Genomic DNA, 19,772 nt, shown 5'->3' with positions numbered 1-19,772 from the left:
TTCCTCCTTAAATATATGGATTGTTATGTTGGACTAACCAGGGAAATCCCGCAGACAAAAAGCCTGTTAAGATTCCCCAGTTAGTAGATACAATAATTATTCTCCGCCTTTGTTCTTGGATACGATTTCTTCAGCGATGTTTCTTGGAACTTCTTCATAGTGAGAAAGTTCCATTGAGAACACGCCGCGTCCTTGCGTACCGGAACGAAGTGTTGTCGAGTAACCGAACATTTCGGAGAGAGGTACTTTAGCACGGATAATTTGAGCACCACCGCGAGCGTCCATACCTTCGATACGGCCACGACGGGAGTTCAGCATACCCATTACATCACCCATGTACTCTTCAGGAACCGTAACTTCAACTTTCATGATAGGTTCGAGGAGAACAGCTCCACATTTGTCTTTAGCTGCTTTCAAAGCCATGGAACCTGCAATTTTAAACGCCATTTCACTGGAGTCAACATCATGGTATGAACCGTCTACGATTGTGGCTTTAACGTCTACAAGCGGGAAGCCTGCCAAGACACCATTCTTCATAGCTTCTTCAATACCTTGTTGTGCAGGAGCGATGTATTCTCTTGGTACGGAACCACCAACGATTTTACTTTCGAACTGGTTACCTGTACCTGCTTCAAGCGGTTCGAACTCAACCCATACGTGACCGTATTGACCACGACCACCGGATTGGCGAACGAATTTACCTTCAACGCGAGCTGGAGTTTTGAATGTTTCGCGGTAAGCAACTTGAGGTTTACCTACGTTAGTCTCAACTTTGAATTCACGGCGCATACGATCGATGATGATATCAAGGTGAAGCTCACCCATACCAGCAAGGATTGTTTGACCAGTTTCTTCATCAGTGTGAGCACGAAGAGTAGGATCTTCCTCAGTCAATTTACCAAGAGCAACACCCATCTTATCTTGGTCAGCTTTAGTTTTAGGTTCTACAGCGATTTCGATAACCGGATCAGGGAAGTTCATTGATTCCAAAATTACTGGAGCCTTCTCATCACACAGTGTATCACCTGTACCTGTATCTTTCAAACCAACAGCTGCTGCGATATCACCGGAGTAAACTTCAGTGATCTCTTTACGACTGTTAGCATGCATTTGCAGGATACGTCCGATACGTTCGCGTTTATTCTTCGTTGCATTCAGTACATACGAACCGGATTGCAAAATACCGGAGTATACACGGAAGAACGTAAGTTTACCAACGTAAGGGTCTGTCATGATTTTAAATGCAAGCGCTGAGAACGGCTCTTCATCAGAAGAATGACGTTCCACTTCGCTACCGTCGTCCAAATGTCCTTTGATACTTGGTACGTCGATTGGCGCTGGCAAGAAATCAATAACTGCATCCAGCATAAGCTGGATACCTTTGTTACGATAAGATGATCCGCACACAACAGGGAAGATTTTAACTTCTACTACACCTTTACGAAGAGCTGCTTTCAATTCCTCAACAGTGATTTCTTCACCTTCAAGGTATTTCATAGTCAAATCTTCGTCAAGTTCAGCAACCTTCTCGATCAGCTCTGCACGAAGCTCTTCAACTTGTGCCGCATAATCAGCAGGAATTTCAACTTCTTCGATGTTTTGGCCCAAATCATCTTTGTACATGTAAGCCTTTTGAGTGATGATGTCGATAATACCGACAAAATCATTCTCTGCACCGATTGGCAACTGAATTGCAACTGCATTTGCTTGCAAACGGGCGCGCATATCTTTAACTACGTTAAGATAGTCAGCACCGATGATATCCATTTTGTTGACATAAGCAATACGAGGAACGCTATATTTGTCAGCCTGTCTCCATACAGTTTCAGACTGAGGCTCTACGCCTTCCTTCGCACTGAACACGCCTACTGCCCCGTCCAATACACGCAGGGAACGTTCAACTTCTACTGTGAAGTCAACGTGTCCCGGGGTATCGATGATATTTACGCGGTGACCTTTCCATTGAGCGGTTGTCGCAGCGGACGTAATCGTAATTCCGCGCTCTTGCTCTTGTTCCATCCAGTCCATTGTTGCCGCACCTTCGTGAACTTCACCGATTTTGTGCGTAATGCCTGTGTAGAACAAGATACGTTCCGTCGTGGTAGTTTTACCGGCGTCAATATGCGCCATGATCCCGATATTACGTGTATTTTTCAAGGAGAACTCTCTTGCCATGAATTTGTCTCCCTTCAAAATATAAATTTATTAGGATGGACTGAATCCTACCAGCGGTAGTGAGCAAACGCTTTGTTCGCTTCAGCCATTTTATGTGTATCTTCACGTTTCTTAACGGAAGCACCCGTGTTGTTGGACGCATCAATAATTTCTGCAGCCAAACGTTCTTCCATAGTCTTCTCTCCGCGGTTGCGAGAGTAGTTTACGAGCCAACGTAATCCAAGGGAAGTACGTCTTTCTGGTTTAACCTCGATAGGCACTTGGTAGTTAGCACCACCTACACGACGAGCTTTAACTTCCAGAACTGGCATGATGTTTTTTATTGCTGCTTCGAACACTTCCATTGGATCATTGCCTGTACGTTCTTGGATAAGGTTAAACGCATTGTACAAAATACTTTGTGCAACACCGCGTTTACCGTCGAGCATAATGCGGTTGATCAAGCGAGTAACAAGTTTGCTATTATACACCGGATCTGGCAATACGTCTCTTTTTGTAACTGGACCTTTGCGTGGCATGTGAATCCCCCTTTCAGTATTAATAACAACCTATTCGTCGTTATAAAGTCGTCTTCCAGTTAGAAATCAAATTAAGATTTCTTAGCTTTTGGACGTTTTGCGCCATATTTGGAACGAGCTTGCATACGATTGTTTACTCCAGCTGTGTCCAAAGCTCCGCGTACGATATGATAACGCACACCCGGAAGGTCTTTGACCCGGCCGCCACGAATCAATACAACGCTGTGCTCTTGCAGGTTATGACCGATACCTGGAATGTAAGCCGTCACCTCTACGCGGTTCGTCAAACGAACACGGGCATATTTACGAAGTGCGGAGTTCGGTTTCTTAGGAGTCATAGTACCTACACGAGTACACACCCCACGTTTTTGTGGAGAACTGATATCCGTAGCCTCACGTTTCAGAGCGTTAAAACCTCTTTGAAGTGCTGGCGATTTGGATTTGTACACTTTGTCTTGACGTCCTTTACGGACTAATTGGTTAATTGTTGGCATGTTGTTGCCACCCCCTTCCTTAGGATTCAAATATCTTTACAAACCTTTTGATTAAGCCCACAGACCCAGGCGGTTCATAAAAGAACAAATGAAAAGTTCTTGCCCGAGAGTTAGACCCTCTGTGCAAAAACATTTCTATTTACTATGGTTTTACAATCACTGCCATCGCCGCTCCGACATCAATACCACACGCTTTGCCGAGATCGACCATCGTGTGTACCAAGGTAACCTTGACAGAATGCTGGTTGCATAATGCGATGATTCTGGATGTAAGACGTGGATCTGCATTTTCAGCTACATATACTTCCTCGGCGAGTCCTTGCTCTACCATTCTCACAGTTTGCTTGGTGCCGATTTTGACATGAGCGTCCTGTAGTTCTTTATGTTCAGACATGTTATCGTCCTCCAAAGCACAGGTAGTCTTCTTACTCACGCACTATGATATAGTATCACTCCACATAGGCAGTGTCAAGCGAATTATTATGTATGAGTTTTTCAGGTAATCTGACATTATGTATGCCCGCTAAGCTCTATAGGGAATAACTCCCATAGCTCTCCATTGGTCATATCATGCAGAGATTTCGACAAGCAGTCACCTCATTTCATTTTTGATAGTACTATTCAGTAAGACACTTTTCCATAAATGCAACGCAATACCTCTGCATCTGCTCCAATCCCTTCGACTCAATCGGGAAATGCCCCGCTCCCTCTAATATTTGCAGTTCCTTTTCGCAGGCCAGGCGATCGAAAAACAATCGGCTCAGCTCAACATCAGTCCAGCGGTCGTCTTCCGGATGCACTAACAGAAACGGGCACTTCGTGAAATTCTCAGGTTCTGTTTCCAGAAGAGGATTCAGCATAGAATAAACAAAAGCCAAAGATACTTTTGTACCGGAAGATCTTGTATCCTTCATTAGGATGTCTGCCAAATCCTGATTATTCGTGATTGCTTTCATATTGGCGATCATTTTCATAGGAATTTTCCACGAGCCGATTACCCTATGCGTCATGGAAAGGATTGCGTTTCCAACAACAGCCATAACAGGATTTACAGCCGTCTGCTTCGTGATAATCCTGTTACGCTGGTCAAGAATGCAAGTAGCCATAACACCGGTAATTTCGGGACACAGTGCTGCAATCTGATAAGCTAGCATTCCGCCTGCACTTAAACCTAACAGGAATGTATCCCGCTTCTCCCGCCGGAAGTAATTCACGATTTCCACTCCGCAGCTCACCCACATATCGTAGGTCACAATACCCCGATATTTCGTATATCCATAGAGTGGCAAATCGGGGCAAATCACCTCAAAACCACACTTCATAAGAGGAATAGCCATAAAGGAAAGCAATCGCCCGTTGCCTCCTACTCCATGAAACATAATGACTCTGCCCCTGGGCCTGTCCACTTTATAGTGATCAATATGAACTTCAGTATTCTGAATGGAAATAAAATATTCCTGCGGTTCCATATCGACCTTCATTCGGTTCTTAATAGGAAGATATTCCTGAATTTTTTCCCACTCACGGTTCTTAGCGTAGCTCATTTGATACGTCCTCCTGTATAAGGCGTTTAAATTTCGCGCGTTTACGGGTTCGTACGGATAATGCTCATAATTTCTCGCCATATCCGGATTTACGATTTCAGCGTCGATCGGCATTCCTTTGCTTCGCTAGATCCACATATGTCATTTCCCCGTAACTCAAGGATACCGTCATAGGCTCAAAATCTACCATATACAACATCATAAACAAAGGAGAATAAAGGTGAAGAGCCATAACTGCTGGATCGCATTCGATAAATACACCACGATGATGAGCTTGTTGAACAAATTCGTTTGAAATTCCAAATCATCATTAATAAAAAAACGCCGATGCTGCCCCGAATGTTATCGGTGCTGCATCGACGTCATACTATCTCACTTATTCAACAGATACAGGTTCCAAGTTTTCCTCAGTAGTCTCGTCTTGCTCAGGCTCTTCGAATTGAACGCTGCGGTAACGGTTCATCCCCGTACCAGCCGGTATAAGTTTACCGATAATCACGTTCTCTTTCAGGCCGAGAAGTTTATCCACTTTACCTTTGATAGCAGCATCGGTAAGAACACGTGTTGTTTCCTGGAAGGATGCTGCAGACAAGAACGAATCTGTCTCCAAAGATGCTTTGGTAATACCAAGCAAAACAGGTTTAGCAACAGCGGGCTCATTACCGGACAAGATTGCTTCTTTATTTGCTCTTTCATATTCGTGCAAGTCGCAGAAAGATCCAGGGAGCAAAGTAGTATCGCCAGCATCAACGATCCTGATTTTACGCAGCATCTGTTTGATCATAACCTCAATGTGCTTATCGTTAATTTCTACACCTTGGTTACGATATACGCGTTGAACTTCCTGAAGGATATAGTTCTGTACGCCACGGATACCTTTGATGCGTAATATTTCTTTCGGGTCAATGGAACCATCGGTAAGTTCGTCACCTGCTTCAATTTCCTGTCCTTCGCTTACGCGCAGACGGGAACCATAAGTAACGGAATATACTTTAGTTTCAGCTTCACCTTGGACTTCGATTTCACGACGGTCCTTAGCTTCGCGAATTTCTTTTACAACACCGTCAATTTCACTGATTGTGGCTTGACCTTTAGGATTCCGAGCCTCGAAGAGCTCTTGAATACGCGGCAAACCTTGAGTGATATCGTCACCCGCAACGCCCCCGGTATGGAACGTACGCATGGTGAGCTGTGTTCCCGGTTCACCGATGGATTGTGCAGCAATGATACCAACAGCTTCCCCTATTTCAACAAATTTACCTGTTGCAAGGTTGCGACCGTAACATTTCTTACACACACCATGACGAGCACGGCAGCTGAGCACGGAACGAATTTGTAATTTTGCGACACCAGCATCCACGATTTCATGTGCTTTGTCGGAATCGATCAGTTCATTACGGTGAATGATAATTTCACCAGTCTTCGGATGTTTAACCGTTTCAAAGGCATAACGTCCTTCAATCCGATCATACAATCCTTCGATAACCTCTTTACCGTCTTGGATAACACCGACAGTAAAGCCTTTATCTGTACCACAATCCTCTTCACGAACAATCACGTCCTGTGCAACGTCTACGAGACGACGAGTCAAGTAACCCGAGTCAGCAGTCCGAAGCGCTGTATCCGCCAGACCTTTCCGGGCACCGTGAGTCGACAGGAAGTACTCGAGGACTGTCAAACCTTCACGGAAGTTCGATTTGATCGGGAGTTCGATAATACGACCTGACGGGTTTGCCATCAGACCACGCATACCACCGAGCTGTGTAATCTGCGATTTGTTACCGCGCGCCTTGGAATCAACCATGAGCATGATGGAATTAAAGCGATCCATCGATTTCATGAGGACATCTGTAATTTGATCCTTGGTTTTAGACCAAATGTCGATAACACGGTCGTAACGCTCTTCGTTTGTAATAAGACCACGACGATATTGATTTGTAATAACTTGAACCTTTTCATCTGACTCACGCAAAATTTCTTGTTTCTCTTCCGGAACGATAACGTCCGACACCGCAATACTTACACCGGCACGAGTTGAGTACGTAAAACCAGTTTGTTTGATGCGGTCAAGAATCATAGAAGTTTCTGTCGTGTGATAGATTTCAAAGCAACGGCCGATGATTTCGCCAAGATACTCCTTACCCACACCACTCATTAAAGGTACTGCCATCATACGTTCAAGTACATTGGCACCTTTTTCATTAATAAAGTAATGATCAGGTGTACCTTGGAAAAGATTAGCACGGGTCGCTTCGTTAATGTATGGGAAGCTAGATGGGAAAATTTCATTAAAGATAATTTTACCCACTGTTGTAACAAGCAATGCTTCTTGTTGTTCAGCTGTAAAGCCTGTTTTGCCTAAAGCTTTCGCTGGAATCGCTACACGCGCATGCAACGAAGCTGTACCACGTTGATATGCAGATACCGCTTCATTAATCGAACCAAGAATCATGCCTGATCCTTTGTCTTCCTTATTATCCATAGTCAGATAGTAAGAACCAAGGACCATATCCTGAGAAGGAGTTACGACTGGTTTACCATCTTTAGGGTTCAGGATGTTACCGGATGCCAGCATCAGAATGCGAGCTTCGGCCTGAGCTTCTGCAGACAATGGTACGTGAACAGCCATTTGGTCACCGTCAAAGTCGGCATTATAAGCCGTACATACGAGTGGGTGAAGACGAATAGCGCGTCCTTCTACAAGAATTGGTTCAAACGCTTGAATACCGAGACGGTGAAGCGTAGGTGCACGGTTCAGAAGAACTGGATGCTCTTTAATTACTTCTTCAAGAACGTCCCATACTTCTGGACTTACGCGCTCAACTTTTCGTTTTGCACTCTTAATGTTATGAGCCAATCCTTTGTTAACCAGCTCTTTCATTACGAACGGCTTAAATAGCTCAAGAGCCATTTCTTTTGGCAAGCCGCATTGATACATCTTCAGATAAGGACCTACGACGATAACGGAACGACCAGAATAGTCAACCCGTTTACCGAGCAAGTTTTGACGGAAACGACCTTGTTTACCTTTCAGCATATGGCTGAGAGATTTAAGAGGACGGTTGCCTGGTCCAGTAACTGGACGGCCACGACGACCGTTATCAATCAATGCATCTACCGCTTCTTGAAGCATCCGTTTTTCATTTTGCACGATGATATCCGGTGCACCAAGATCAAGCAGACGTTTCAAGCGATTGTTACGGTTAATTACACGACGATACAGATCATTGAGGTCAGACGTTGCAAAACGTCCGCCATCAAGTTGTACCATCGGACGAAGTTCCGGTGGAATAACTGGAAGTACGTCGAGAATCATCCACTCTGGCTCATTACCAGAGTTACGGAATGCTTCAATAACTTCCAGGCGTTTGATAGCACGGTTACGGCGTTGGCCTTGTGCTGTGCGCAATTCTTCCTTCAGAAATTCCAGTTCTTTCTCGATGTCGAGATCCTGCAGCAATTTTTTGACCGCTTCAGCACCCATGCCGGCTTGGAATCCGTAGCCATATTTTTCACGATAGCTACGGTATTCTTTTTCGGACAATAGTTGCTTTTTCTCAAGCGGAGTTTCACCTGGATCTGTAACAACATAAGATGCAAAATAGATAATCTCTTCCAACGAACGAGGAGACATATCAAGCGCAAGGCCCATACGGCTAGGAATCCCTTTGAAATACCAAATGTGGGATACCGGAGCGGCGAGTTCAATATGACCCATCCGCTCGCGACGAACCTTTGCTCTAGTTACTTCAACGCCGCAGCGATCGCAGACAACGCCTTTGTAACGAACACGTTTATATTTACCGCAATGACATTCCCAGTCTTTGGTCGGGCCAAAAATTTTCTCGCAGAACAGCCCTTCCTTTTCTGGTTTTAATGTACGGTAGTTGATCGTTTCTGGTTTCTTTACTTCTCCGCGGGACCAAGAACGAATTTTATCTGGGGAAGCAAGCCCAATTTTCATAAACTCGAAGTTGTTGACGTCCAACAAGGAGCATCCCTCCTTAACCAAGTCCTGATATTGACAAATTCCGGTTATCATCATCACAAGGCGGCAGGCCGCCAGTGATGTCTATTCTACTCCGACTTCCGAACCTTCCAAATTCAGGCTCAGCTTATCTCCTGACGCATCATCTTCATCGTCACTTTCCTTCATCTCGATCTCTTCTTCGTTTTCAGTAAGGATCTTAACATCCATACCCAAACTTTGAAGCTCTTTGATCAATACCTTGAACGATTCAGGCACACCAGGTTCCGGTACATTTTCACCCTTGACGATGGATTCGTAGGTTTTAACACGTCCGACTACATCATCTGATTTGACTGTCAAAATTTCTTGCAGTGTATAAGCGGCGCCGTATGCTTCAAGCGCCCAAACTTCCATCTCCCCGAAACGTTGTCCACCAAACTGAGCTTTACCACCCAGCGGCTGTTGCGTAACGAGAGAGTATGGTCCAGTCGAACGGGCATGGATTTTATCATCAACCATGTGCGCCAGTTTGATCATGTGCATGACACCAACCGTAATTTCACGTTCGAAACGTTCACCGGTACGGCCATCATAAAGCACAGTCTTACCATTGCGCTGCATGCCTGCTTCTTCCATCGTATCGAATACGTCGTATTCATTTGCCCCATCAAATACCGGTGTAGCAACATGAATACCTAGACGAAGTGCAGCCATACCTAGATGGATTTCGAGAACCTGACCAATATTCATCCGTGACGGAACCCCGAGTGGGTTGAGCACGACTTGTACTGGTGTACCATCCGGCAAGAACGGCATATCCTCTTCTGGCAAAATACGTGCCACGACCCCTTTGTTACCGTGACGTCCGGCCATCTTATCGCCTTCAGAGATTTTACGTTTTTGAGCAATATATACACGAACGAGCTGATTAACACCTGGAGGCAATTCATCTCCGTTTTCACGAGTGAACACCTTCACATCAACGACAATACCGTCGGTACCATGTGGTACACGCAATGAGGTATCACGTACTTCACGTGCTTTCTCACCAAAGATTGCATGCAGCAAGCGTTCTTCTGCTGTAAGTTCAGTTACGCCTTTTGGCGTTACTTTACCAACGAGAATATCACCAGCACCGATTTCAGCACCAACGCGGATAATACCACGCTCGTCAAGATTGCGGAGCGCCTCTTCCCCAACGTTTGGAATATCGCGTGTAATTTCTTCAGGTCCAAGCTTCGTATCACGGGCTTCAGATTCGTACTCCTCAATATGAATCGAGGTGTATACATCTTCTTTCACCAATTTTTCACTAAGCAAGATCGCATCCTCATAGTTATAACCTTCCCAAGTCATGAAGGCTACGACTACGTTACGCCCAAGAGCCAATTCTCCCATTTCAGTAGACGGCCCGTCCGCAAGGATATCACCTTTCTTAATAACATCTCCGCGTTTAACAATTGGACGTTGATTTATACAAGTCCCTTGGTTCGAACGCATAAATTTGTGTAATTTATGTTTAACAAGGTCGCCTTTAACTTCCTTGCCATCGATAGTTTCAACACGACGCAGCCAAATTTCGTTAGCCGCAGAGCGTTCAATGATTCCGTCAAATTTGGACACAATACAAACGCCGGAATCTTTTGCAGATTTATGTTCCATCCCTGTTCCGACTAATGGAGCTTTAGGAATAAGGAGAGGAACCGCCTGACGTTGCATGTTCGATCCCATTAGCGCACGGTTGGAGTCATCGTTCTCCAAGAACGGAATGAGCGCCGTTGCAACGGATACTACCTGTTTAGGAGATACGTCCATATAGTCAACGCGTTCACTTGGCATCGTCAAGATATTATCGGACTGTTTGTTGTAACGAACGATAACATTCTCATCTTTAAACGTACTGTCCTCATTCAGAACAGCGTTCGCCTGAGCAATAATGTAGTTATCTTCTTCATCTGCAGTCAAATATGCGATTTGATTAGTAACCTTACCTGTCTTTGGATCTACCCAACGATATGGAGCTTCGATAAAGCCATATTCGTTAATACGAGCAAATGTGGACAGAGAGTTAATCAAGCCGATGTTTGGACCTTCCGGTGTCTCGATAGGACACATACGACCATAGTGGGAAGGGTGAACGTCACGTACTTCAAAGCCTGCGCGCTCCCGAGTCAAACCACCAGGTCCGAGTGCTGACAGACGGCGTTTATGTGTAAGCTCTGCAAGCGGGTTCGTTTGGTCCATAAATTGCGACAATTGTGAACTACCGAAGAACTCTTTAATCGAAGCAATAACAGGTCGAATGTTAATCAACGCTTGTGGCGTAATTACATTGGCATCCTGAATTGACATTCTTTCACGAACAACGCGTTCCATCCGTGACAGACCGATACGGAACTGGTTCTGTAACAATTCGCCCACAGAGCGAAGTCTACGGTTACCCAGATGGTCGATATCGTCTGTGCTGCCGATTCCGTGCAGCAGGTTCAGGAAGTAACTGATAGAAGAAATAATATCAGCAGGAGTAATGTGTTTTACAGACTTGTCAATGTTGCAGTTCGCGATGACTTTTACTACTTTACCGTCTTCAATCGGCGAAAATACATCGATCGTTTGAAGCGGTACATCTTCAGCATCAAGCACACCGTTTGCTACATGATAGGTCTTAAAACCTACGCCATTTTCCAAGTTCGTAATAATCTCATCAAGCAAACGACGGTCAACCATTTTCCCAGCTTCAGCAATGATTTCACCCGTCGATGTATCGATCAGTGATTCTGCCAGCCGTTGATTGAACAGACGGTTCTTGATATGCAGCTTTTTGTTGATTTTATAGCGACCAACATTAGCCAGATCATAACGTTTTGGATCGAAGAAACGGGCAACCAGCAAGCTCTTAGCATTATCAAGAGTTGGCGGTTCACCCGGACGAAGACGTTCGTAGATTTCAATCAGAGCTTTCTCTGTTGAATCTGTGTTGTCTTTATCCAGTGTATTACGAATATATTCATCGTTTCCGAGCAAATCTAAGATCTCAGCATCTGTACCGAAACCAAGTGCACGAAGCAACACAGTAACCGGGATTTTACGGGTACGGTCAATACGAACATAGACGATATCCTTAGCATCCGTCTCCAGCTCCAGCCACGCACCGCGGTTCGGAATTACCGTAGCTGTATAAGTTTTCTTACCGTTCTTATCCACTTTTGTGTTGAAATAGACGCTAGGAGAGCGAACCAACTGGCTGACAATTACCCGTTCCGCACCATTAATAATAAATGTGCCAGTTTCTGTCATTAGAGGGAAATCTCCCATAAATACTTCCTGCTCTTTGACTTCGCCGGTTTCCTTATTAATGAGCCGGACTTTTACCCGAAGCGGAGCCGCGTACGTAACGTCACGCTCTTTCGCATCATCTACCGTATACTTCGGTTCGCCAAGGCTGTAATCGATAAACTCCAACACCAAATTACCAGTGAAATCCTGAATTGGAGAGATATCCTGGAACATTTCCCGAAGACCTTCCTCTAAGAACCACTCGTAAGATTTCTGTTGGATTTCGATCAGGTTCGGAATTTCGAGTACCTCGTTAATCCGTGCATAACTTCGCCGAGTGCGTCGACCATATTGAACAAGATGTCCTGCCAACTTAAACTCACCCCTCATGTCTACTCACTTAAAAATACATTGCGAACCCGTGTTTGTACCCTTATAATAGGTTCATGAACTACGGATTGATCCACAAATAAAGAAAAGCCCTTATCGAAATCTTTCGAAAAAAGAGCACCATTATCTGTGTCATTTCTGCCCTGATGTCCCTCTATTCAGTAGATTTACCCGAAATGTACTTATTATACGTAAAACGACGAAGTTTTATACATCGCCATTTAAAAATGCTTGACATTTCAGTTAACTAAAGCCACAGAGGGCATCCTAATACTGACATTTTATAATAATAACACAATGATTTTGTCGAGTCAACCTATTTTTTTGTTGCCTTGTAAATCCGATAGCCTTTATCTTTCGTTACTTCTTCAACCTCTGCAAATAACGACTCCAGCTTCTGTTTAGCTGATGGCGCCCCCTGTTTCTTCTGGATTACTATCCACAGTGCACCACCTGAAGATAATCGTTCATATGCACCTTCAAAAATAGCATGTACTACTTCTTTACCAGCACGTATCGGCGGATTAGAAAGCACGACGTCAAACTCCTTATCTTCTACAGCCTCGAACAGATCGCTCTCCAACACGGTAACATTATGAATCCCGTTAGCAAGCGCATTTTCTCGCGCTAATTCTACTGCACGACTATTTACATCTACCATCGTAACATGGCCCTTGCTTGCTATTCGAGCAGCGGCAAGTCCGATTGGACCATAGCCACAACCCACATCCAGCACATTTGCATCAACCGAAAAATCCATAGCATCAATTAAGGTACGGCTCCCATAATCTACGTTACCTTTGGAAAACACCCCAGCGTCACTTATAAAGCGAAGTCTTTGCCCTCTAAGAACAGCGTCCCACACCTTGCGATCATGAGCAGTTGTTGGTCGATTGGTATAGTAGTGATCAGGCATTTTATGGCTACCTCCGTTATAATTACCTTCATCTTTAATTCTTTGCAGTTTTTGGAACTGGGGTTCCTTTGCGATCCGACTTTAACTTTAGATAGATGCTAAATTAATTGAATCAGGGAGCAACCGAGCACCAGGTCCAAAAACTAAAGACCTATAAGAAAAACGTCTATCGACGTACACTCAAAGAAGACAGACCACGTTCAGCGGAAGTTTTTCTTGCGATATCAGGAAGCATTAGCTTCGAAGCTTATTACTTTCTGACATCTTAAACAAAACCCCTTGAATCAAATTCAAGGGGTTCGCTATAAGAGCAAAAGTGAAATTATTTAACTTCTACAGTTGCGCCTGCTTCTTCCAATTTAGCTTTAACAGCATCTGCTTCTTCTTTACCCACTTTTTCTTTCAGTGGTTTTGGAGCATTGTCAACCAAGTCTTTTGCTTCTTTCAAGCCAAGACCAGTGATTTCGCGAACAACTTTGATAACGTTGATTTTGGATGCACCAGCGTTAGTCAAGATTACGTCGAACTCAGTTTGTTCAGCTGCTTCGCCAGCGCCTGCTGCACCACCTGCTACAACTACTGGAGCTGCTGCAGTTACGCCAAATTCTTCTTCGATTGCTTTAACAAGATCGTTCAATTCAAGAACAGTCATGCTTTTAATTGCTTCCAAAATGCTTTCTTTACTCATGGTAGAACCTCCATTATATTAATTTATTTTTTATTTGCTTATACTGCTTGTTTCAGAAGAAACTTACGCGCTTGCGCCCTCTTCTTCTTTCTCTGCAACGGCTTTGACTGCAAGTGCGAAGTTGCGCACTGGAGCTTGAAGCACGCTGAGGAGCATAGAAAGGAGACCTTCGCGAGAAGGAAGTTCTGCGAGTGCTTTGATTTGGTCGACGCCAACTACACGGCCTTCAACCACGCCACCTTTCAGTTTAAGAGCATCGTTCTTCTTAGCAAAATCGTTAAGGATTTTAGCTGGAGCAATTGCATCATCTGTACTGAAAGCGATGGCTGTAGGACCAGTCAATACTTCATCCAGTTCAGTAAGCTCTGCAGCAGCTGTAGCACGACGAACGAGCGTATTCTTAAGCACTTGGAATTCTACACCAGCTTCACGAAGCTGTTTGCGAAGTTCCGTAACTTGTGCAACGTTAAGTCCACGATAGTCAGCAACAACTGTCGTTACACTTTCGCGCAACTTTGAAGTCACGACATCAACAGATTCCTGTTTTGCTTGAATTACTTTTGCGTTTGCCAAACTGTACACCTCCTATAAGTTTTGTAAGCGTTACTTCCTTGTTTGTACTCCGTACAAAACTTGCTTCGAAAGCATACGCTGAGTTTTGTGAGCGCTACTTCCCTGTTCGTACGTCCATACAAAACTGACTTCGGAAGCATTTCGCTAAAATTACGCGGCTTTTTCATTTCATGAAAAAAGCCTCCGTAGAATCACGAAGGCTTGACGATTCAACATTGCAGAGAACTGCATCATGCTGACATTCTATCACAACACCTCGGTAGGAAATTAAGCACTAGGCACCTACTGTCTACGGTAAACATATTCAATTTCAACCTCACATTAAGACAACTCAATCAGTTTACCAAGGGATCTTCTTTATGTCAATCCCATTTCTCGCTAGTAGCGAACGGTATTATCTGTAAACAGCTGTATTAACGCGAGCACTAGGGCCCATCGTCGAAGAAATCGCGATGTTTTTCAAATACACGCCTTTAGCAGCGGCAGGCTTAGCCCGGTTCAATGCGTCAATAAGAGCCTTAAGGTTCTCATTTAATTGTTCAGCAGTAAAGGATACTTTACCGATTGGCGCATGAATTTGACCCGCTTTATCAAGACGGTATTCGATTTTACCCGCTTTGATTTCTTGAACGGCTTTAGCTACGTCAAACGTAACTGTACCTGCTTTAGGGTTAGGCATAAGACCTTTACCACCGAGCAGACGGCCGAGTTTACCAACTTCACTCATCATATCCGGTGTTGCTACGCAGACATCGAATTCGAACCAGCCTTGTTGGATTTTGTTGATCATGTCTTGATCGCCAACGTAATCAGCTCCAGCAGCTTCCGCTTCCTTCACTTTCTCACCTTTAGCGAATACCAATACGCGTTGTGTTTTACCTGTGCCATGCGGCAAGACAACTACACCACGAACGGCTTGGTCTTGTTTACGAGGGTCTACACCCAAACGAACAGCTGCTTCAACGGTTTCGTCGAACTTCGCAGTCGCTGCCTTTTTCACCAGATCAACGGCTTCTGAAGGCTCATATGTTGCTTCGCTGTCAATCAGCTTAGCAGCTTCAAGGTATTTTTTACCGTGTTTAGCCATGAATTTGTCCTCCTTTGTGGTATTAGCGGAAATTCCTCCCACCGTGGATGAAAATTGAATCGCGATGCAAATTTCCATCCAAGCAACTTCAGTTGCTTCATCATGCTTTATTCTTAGTTGTCATGCAACTTAGTTGCTTGTACATTCCAAGAATTAGTCTTGGATTGTAATGCCCATACTACGAGCTGTACCTTCAACCATACGCATAGCTGCTTCTACAGAAGCTGCGTTAAGGTCAGGCATTTTTTGCTCCGCAATTTGACGAACAGTGTCGCGTTTAACGGTAGCAACTTTCTTCTTGTTTGGTTCACCAGAACCCTTCTCAATCTTCGCAGCTACACGAAGCAGAACGGCTGCTGGAGGAGTTTTGGTGATGAATGTGAATGAACGGTCTTCAAACACCGAAATCTCAACCGGAATGATCAAACCTGCTTGATCGGCAGTACGAGCGTTGAATTCTTTACAGAATGCCATGATGTTGACACCTGCTTGACCGAGCGCCGGACCTACCGGAGGTGCAGGATTCGCTTTCCCTGCAGGAATTTGCAGTTTTACTACTTTGATAACCTTTTTCGCCATGTAAGACACCTCCTTGCCCTAGTAGTGGTTGACGGAACCATTAGTCCCTCCCACGTAAAACCCTAAGAAACCTATATTTTCTCCACTTGATTATAATCAAGCTCAAGTGGGGTTTCTCGTCCAAACATGTTGACGTGAACCTTCAGCTTGCTTTTTTCGATCAAAATTTCTTCGATCGAACCAACAAAATTGGCAAACGGACCAACTTTGATGCGTACCGATTCTTTCAAATCGAACTCAACAACCGGTTTCGGTTCTTCCATGCCCATATGCTGCAATATCTGCTCCACTTCTTCAGGAAGCAGAGGCGTAGGCTTGGAGCCCGAACCCGTAGAGCCGACAAATCCAGTGACTCCAGGCGTGTTGCGAACAACATACCAAGAATCATCAGTTTGGATCATTTCCACCAAGACATAACCCGGGTAAACTTTACGCATGACGGTTTTTTTCTTACCATCTTTGTTCACCACTTCTTCTTCCATTGGAACAAGAACTCGGAATATCTTGTCTTCCATGCCCATAGATTCGACGCGCTTCTCCAAATTGGCTTTGACTTTGTTCTCATACCCGGAATAGGTATGAACGACGTACCATCTTTTTTCCATATCAAGCCACCTAAGGACCCTTCTTAAATTATCGCTTCGATTACAGCAGAAATGCCGATATCAAGAACCCAAAAATAAATCGCGACAACTACAATTGTACCGAGCACAATCAGCGTATAATTAGTCAGCTCTTTACGATTAGGCCAGCGAACCTTTTTAAGCTCAGCCCAGCTTTCAGAGAAAAAAGTGAACAACGATTTGAAACCTTTTTTCATCCGCGACTACACCTCCAAGGACTATCTGGTTTCGCGATGAGGAACTTGCTCGTTACAAAACTTGCAAAATTTCTTCATCTCCATGCGGTCGGGGTGGTTACGCTTGTTTTTCGTTGTCGTGTAGTTTCTTTGTTTGCAGTTCGTACAAGCCAACGTTATAATTACCCGCATGATGTGCACCTCCCGAAGACATCTTCAAGTGAGAAGTCTCATAAATTGACCTTAAATCATTAACGAATTTAGGCCTACCTAAAACACTTTATCATAAGGCCCTACCCGTGTCAACGAGCCATCCACCTTATATCTTCGATTATTGGTACGTTCAAAAAATCATTTGAGAATCATTGGATAAATCTTCAGTATGATTCCCTATTCCTATGAGCCATCTAAATTTAGTATAACTCAGTGCTCGGTACAATAAACCTAGTAATTCAGAAAAGTAACCTTATCACTCGCTATCACATCTGATATACCCTTTTATTTCTATTAAACCGCATCAACATCCTCTTAACAAAATAAAACTAAAAAGAACGACTACTCTTGTAGTCGATCTCCAATAGAATCACTATATTCACCATGCTAACGTTAGAACATCAATCAAATCAGAATCCTCCGTCGCGCACTTCCAAATATCGTTCCAATTTACGTTTTACCCGTTGCAGGGCGTTATCAATCGACTTCACATGACGGTTTAAATCGACAGCTATTTCCTGATAGGATCGCCCGTCCAAATATAACATTAGAACTTTTCGCTCCAAATCACTAAGAATTTCCGACATCTTATCTTCAAGACCAACAAACTCTTCCTGATTAATAATTAATTCCTCGGGATCACATACCTGGGAACCACAAATCACGTCGAGCAGCGTTCGATCTGAATCTTCATCATATATCGGCTTGTCCAAGGATACATAAGAGTTAAGCGGTATATGCTTCTGTCTCGTCGCTGTCTTAATCGCCGTAATAATCTGACGCGTAATGCACAGCTCGGCGAATGCTTTGAACGATGCCAGCTTATCCCCCCGGAAGTCCCGAATCGATTTATAAAGACCTATCATCCCTTCTTGGATGATATCTTCGCGATCAGCACCAATCAGGAAATAAGATCTAGCTTTAGCTCGAACGAAACTGCGGTACTTGTTAATCAAATACTCCAGTGCCTCGCTGTCGCCTTCGCGGACCGCTTCGACAATTTCTTCGTCACTCTGGATCTCATAGTCAAACCTTACCCATGTCTCGAGGTTGACACTCACAACTAATCCCTCCGGCCGCAACGCACGGTGCCCCGTCACTCAGTCAAGTAATACGAACAGTATATATGATGGTGCATATTAGCGTCAATAAAAAAAGTACCAAAAGATGTAAAGTCGAACTTTGTCAAGAGTATTTAGAAGGAAGCTATGTGAAAACGCTCTATTCTCTACGCCATTGTTCGAACAGCTTTCTCATTTCCGGACTGAGCTTTGCATCGATTGTGTTGCGTCCAGTACTGCTGCTGCGTTCAGCAATTGTGTTCTGAATCTCTTTCTCACCCTGCTCAACCTGTGTCAGTAACTCACGTGCCGAAACACGCAAGGCACCTTGCCCGAAAATGACGTGCTGTTCTACCATATCGCTAGTAGCAACATAGATTTGCCTGCGACGATGTGTATATTCTCCAACCAGTCGTTCGATGCACTCATCGGCCGTCTCTTTCTCCTTAGTGAAATAAACGGCAACTTTGTTCTGTGCAAAAGCTTTACCAAGTCCAGGGACTCTATACGCATCAAATATGACGATAACCTTTCTATCTGAAAAAGCCTGATAATCAGCCAATTTCTCCAGCAGACGATCACGTGCTTCCTGCAGCCCCATTTTCGACAAAGCTGAGAGCTCCGGCCATCCACCGATCATATTATAGCCATCTACCAGCAGTACGTCGCGCATTTCGCGCATCTTGCCTATCCCTCGGCGCGGCGTCTGCGCAGCACTTCATACATAACGACACCCGCAGCAACAGAAGCATTCAATGAATTCAATCGCCCATTCATCGGAAGCTTCAAGAGGACGTCGCAGGTTTCGCGAACAAGGCGCCCCATTCCTTTATTCTCATTCCCGATCACAATAGCAACAGATCCCGTAAAAATATTACCGCCCTGATACATCTCTTCCTTAGCTTCAACATCTGTACCAACTACCCAAACTCCAGACTGCTTCAGTTGTTCGATAGTCTGAACCAAATTGGTCACTCTGGCAACAGGGACGTATTCTACAGCGCCCGCAGAGGTTTTGGATACAGTTGCAGTGACCGCAGCAGAACGTCGTTTCGGAATAATAACACCGTGGACCCCAGTACACTCAGCAGTACGTAAAATAGAGCCCAAATTATGAGGGTCTTCAATTTCATCCAAAATTAGCAAAAACGGAGGCTCCCCCTGTTCGGCTGCCTTAGCCAATAAATCTTCAACTTCAACATAAGCATAAGGCGCAGCTTGAGCTACAACTCCTTGATGCTGCATACCTGGTGCCATTTGATCCAGCTTTCGCTTGTCTACAAATTGCACAATGATACCCCGATTTTTAGCTTCTGCCAAAATAGGTTGAGTCAAATGCTTTTGAGCACCTTCAGCCACCCATATTTTATTAATTGTACGTCCGGCCCGAAGCGCTTCAAGCAACGAGTGTTTCCCGGCGATCCATTCTTGATCTTCCATGTGTATCCTCCTGTGGAGACTCAATATTAATTGTGCCTTTTATTGATGT

At 44.4% G+C, this 19,772-nt stretch carries 18 protein-coding genes and 1 other annotated feature; all 18 genes read right to left on the bottom strand.

Annotated elements, in window-relative coordinates:
• Nucleotides 1-96 precede the first annotated feature (96 nt).
• The 18 genes from fusA to rlmB all read right to left on the bottom strand — a co-directional run bounded on the left by fusA (nucleotide 97) and on the right by rlmB (nucleotide 19,723).
• A complete protein-coding gene (gene fusA, locus BLS49_RS18970) occupies nucleotides 97-2,175 on the bottom strand; it encodes an elongation factor G (protein WP_091234486.1) in 2,079 nt (692 codons plus the stop codon).
• Between the two features lie 47 nt (nucleotides 2,176-2,222).
• On the bottom strand, nucleotides 2,223-2,693 hold the full coding sequence (rpsG, locus tag BLS49_RS18965) for a 30S ribosomal protein S7 (protein ID WP_091234482.1): 471 nt from the start codon (nucleotides 2,691-2,693) through the stop codon (nucleotides 2,223-2,225).
• A 71-nt stretch (nucleotides 2,694-2,764) separates the two neighbouring features.
• On the bottom strand, nucleotides 2,765-3,187 hold the full coding sequence (gene rpsL, locus BLS49_RS18960; protein WP_091234479.1) for a 30S ribosomal protein S12: 423 nt from the start codon (nucleotides 3,185-3,187) through the stop codon (nucleotides 2,765-2,767).
• Nucleotides 3,188-3,329: 142 nt separating this feature from the next.
• Nucleotides 3,330-3,581 carry a ribosomal L7Ae/L30e/S12e/Gadd45 family protein gene (locus BLS49_RS18955; RefSeq protein ID WP_091234476.1) on the bottom strand — a complete coding sequence of 84 codons (252 nt, stop codon included), beginning with the start codon at nucleotides 3,579-3,581 and terminating at the stop codon, nucleotides 3,330-3,332.
• A 223-nt stretch (nucleotides 3,582-3,804) separates the two neighbouring features.
• Nucleotides 3,805-4,731, bottom strand: coding sequence for an alpha/beta hydrolase (locus BLS49_RS18950; protein ID WP_091234471.1), 927 nt, complete (start codon nucleotides 4,729-4,731; stop codon nucleotides 3,805-3,807).
• A 376-nt stretch (nucleotides 4,732-5,107) separates the two neighbouring features.
• Nucleotides 5,108-8,722 (bottom strand): DNA-directed RNA polymerase subunit beta', encoded by a 3,615-nt coding sequence (gene rpoC, locus BLS49_RS18945; protein WP_091234465.1) that lies wholly within the window; start codon nucleotides 8,720-8,722, stop codon nucleotides 5,108-5,110.
• A gap of 81 nt (nucleotides 8,723-8,803) precedes the next feature.
• Nucleotides 8,804-12,349: a DNA-directed RNA polymerase subunit beta gene (rpoB, locus tag BLS49_RS18940; protein ID WP_091234461.1), complete on the bottom strand. Its 3,546-nt coding sequence runs from the start codon at nucleotides 12,347-12,349 to the stop codon at nucleotides 8,804-8,806.
• A 334-nt stretch (nucleotides 12,350-12,683) separates the two neighbouring features.
• Complete coding sequence (locus BLS49_RS18935; RefSeq protein ID WP_091234458.1) at nucleotides 12,684-13,283, bottom strand: class I SAM-dependent methyltransferase; 600 nt, start codon at nucleotides 13,281-13,283, stop codon at nucleotides 12,684-12,686.
• A 322-nt stretch (nucleotides 13,284-13,605) separates the two neighbouring features.
• Nucleotides 13,606-13,971, bottom strand: coding sequence for a 50S ribosomal protein L7/L12 (gene rplL / locus BLS49_RS18930; protein WP_091234455.1), 366 nt, complete (start codon nucleotides 13,969-13,971; stop codon nucleotides 13,606-13,608).
• A gap of 63 nt (nucleotides 13,972-14,034) precedes the next feature.
• Nucleotides 14,035-14,544 carry a 50S ribosomal protein L10 gene (gene rplJ, locus BLS49_RS18925; protein ID WP_091234452.1) on the bottom strand — a complete coding sequence of 170 codons (510 nt, stop codon included), beginning with the start codon at nucleotides 14,542-14,544 and terminating at the stop codon, nucleotides 14,035-14,037.
• A gap of 164 nt (nucleotides 14,545-14,708) precedes the next feature.
• Nucleotides 14,709-14,857 (bottom strand) — a sequence feature (ribosomal protein L10 leader region).
• A gap of 81 nt (nucleotides 14,858-14,938) precedes the next feature.
• Nucleotides 14,939-15,631 carry a 50S ribosomal protein L1 gene (gene rplA, locus BLS49_RS18920; RefSeq protein WP_091234449.1) on the bottom strand — a complete coding sequence of 231 codons (693 nt, stop codon included), beginning with the start codon at nucleotides 15,629-15,631 and terminating at the stop codon, nucleotides 14,939-14,941.
• Nucleotides 15,632-15,784: 153 nt separating this feature from the next.
• Entirely contained in the window at nucleotides 15,785-16,210 is a 426-nt protein-coding gene (rplK, locus tag BLS49_RS18915; RefSeq protein WP_016310704.1) for a 50S ribosomal protein L11, read from the bottom strand.
• 71 nt (nucleotides 16,211-16,281) lie between these two features.
• Nucleotides 16,282-16,815 carry a transcription termination/antitermination protein NusG gene (gene nusG / locus BLS49_RS18910; RefSeq protein WP_091234446.1) on the bottom strand — a complete coding sequence of 178 codons (534 nt, stop codon included), beginning with the start codon at nucleotides 16,813-16,815 and terminating at the stop codon, nucleotides 16,282-16,284.
• Nucleotides 16,816-16,838: 23 nt separating this feature from the next.
• Nucleotides 16,839-17,030 (bottom strand): preprotein translocase subunit SecE, encoded by a 192-nt coding sequence (gene secE / locus BLS49_RS18905; protein WP_091234443.1) that lies wholly within the window; start codon nucleotides 17,028-17,030, stop codon nucleotides 16,839-16,841.
• Nucleotides 17,031-17,051: 21 nt separating this feature from the next.
• Nucleotides 17,052-17,201 carry a 50S ribosomal protein L33 gene (gene rpmG / locus BLS49_RS18900; RefSeq protein WP_071784256.1) on the bottom strand — a complete coding sequence of 50 codons (150 nt, stop codon included), beginning with the start codon at nucleotides 17,199-17,201 and terminating at the stop codon, nucleotides 17,052-17,054.
• A 431-nt stretch (nucleotides 17,202-17,632) separates the two neighbouring features.
• Entirely contained in the window at nucleotides 17,633-18,283 is a 651-nt protein-coding gene (gene sigH, locus BLS49_RS18895) for an RNA polymerase sporulation sigma factor SigH (protein WP_091234440.1), read from the bottom strand.
• A 160-nt stretch (nucleotides 18,284-18,443) separates the two neighbouring features.
• Nucleotides 18,444-18,965 carry an NYN domain-containing protein gene (locus BLS49_RS18890; protein ID WP_091234437.1) on the bottom strand — a complete coding sequence of 174 codons (522 nt, stop codon included), beginning with the start codon at nucleotides 18,963-18,965 and terminating at the stop codon, nucleotides 18,444-18,446.
• A gap of 5 nt (nucleotides 18,966-18,970) precedes the next feature.
• Nucleotides 18,971-19,723 carry a 23S rRNA (guanosine(2251)-2'-O)-methyltransferase RlmB gene (gene rlmB / locus BLS49_RS18885; protein ID WP_091234434.1) on the bottom strand — a complete coding sequence of 251 codons (753 nt, stop codon included), beginning with the start codon at nucleotides 19,721-19,723 and terminating at the stop codon, nucleotides 18,971-18,973.
• Nucleotides 19,724-19,772: the final 49 nt, after the last annotated feature.

The sequence above is a fragment of the Fontibacillus panacisegetis genome (assembly GCF_900102215.1).
GTDB lineage: Bacteria > Bacillota > Bacilli > Paenibacillales > Paenibacillaceae > Fontibacillus > Fontibacillus panacisegetis.
The sequence above is the reverse complement of the archived record's forward strand: the minus strand, read 5'-3'. Positions and strand labels throughout refer to the sequence as shown.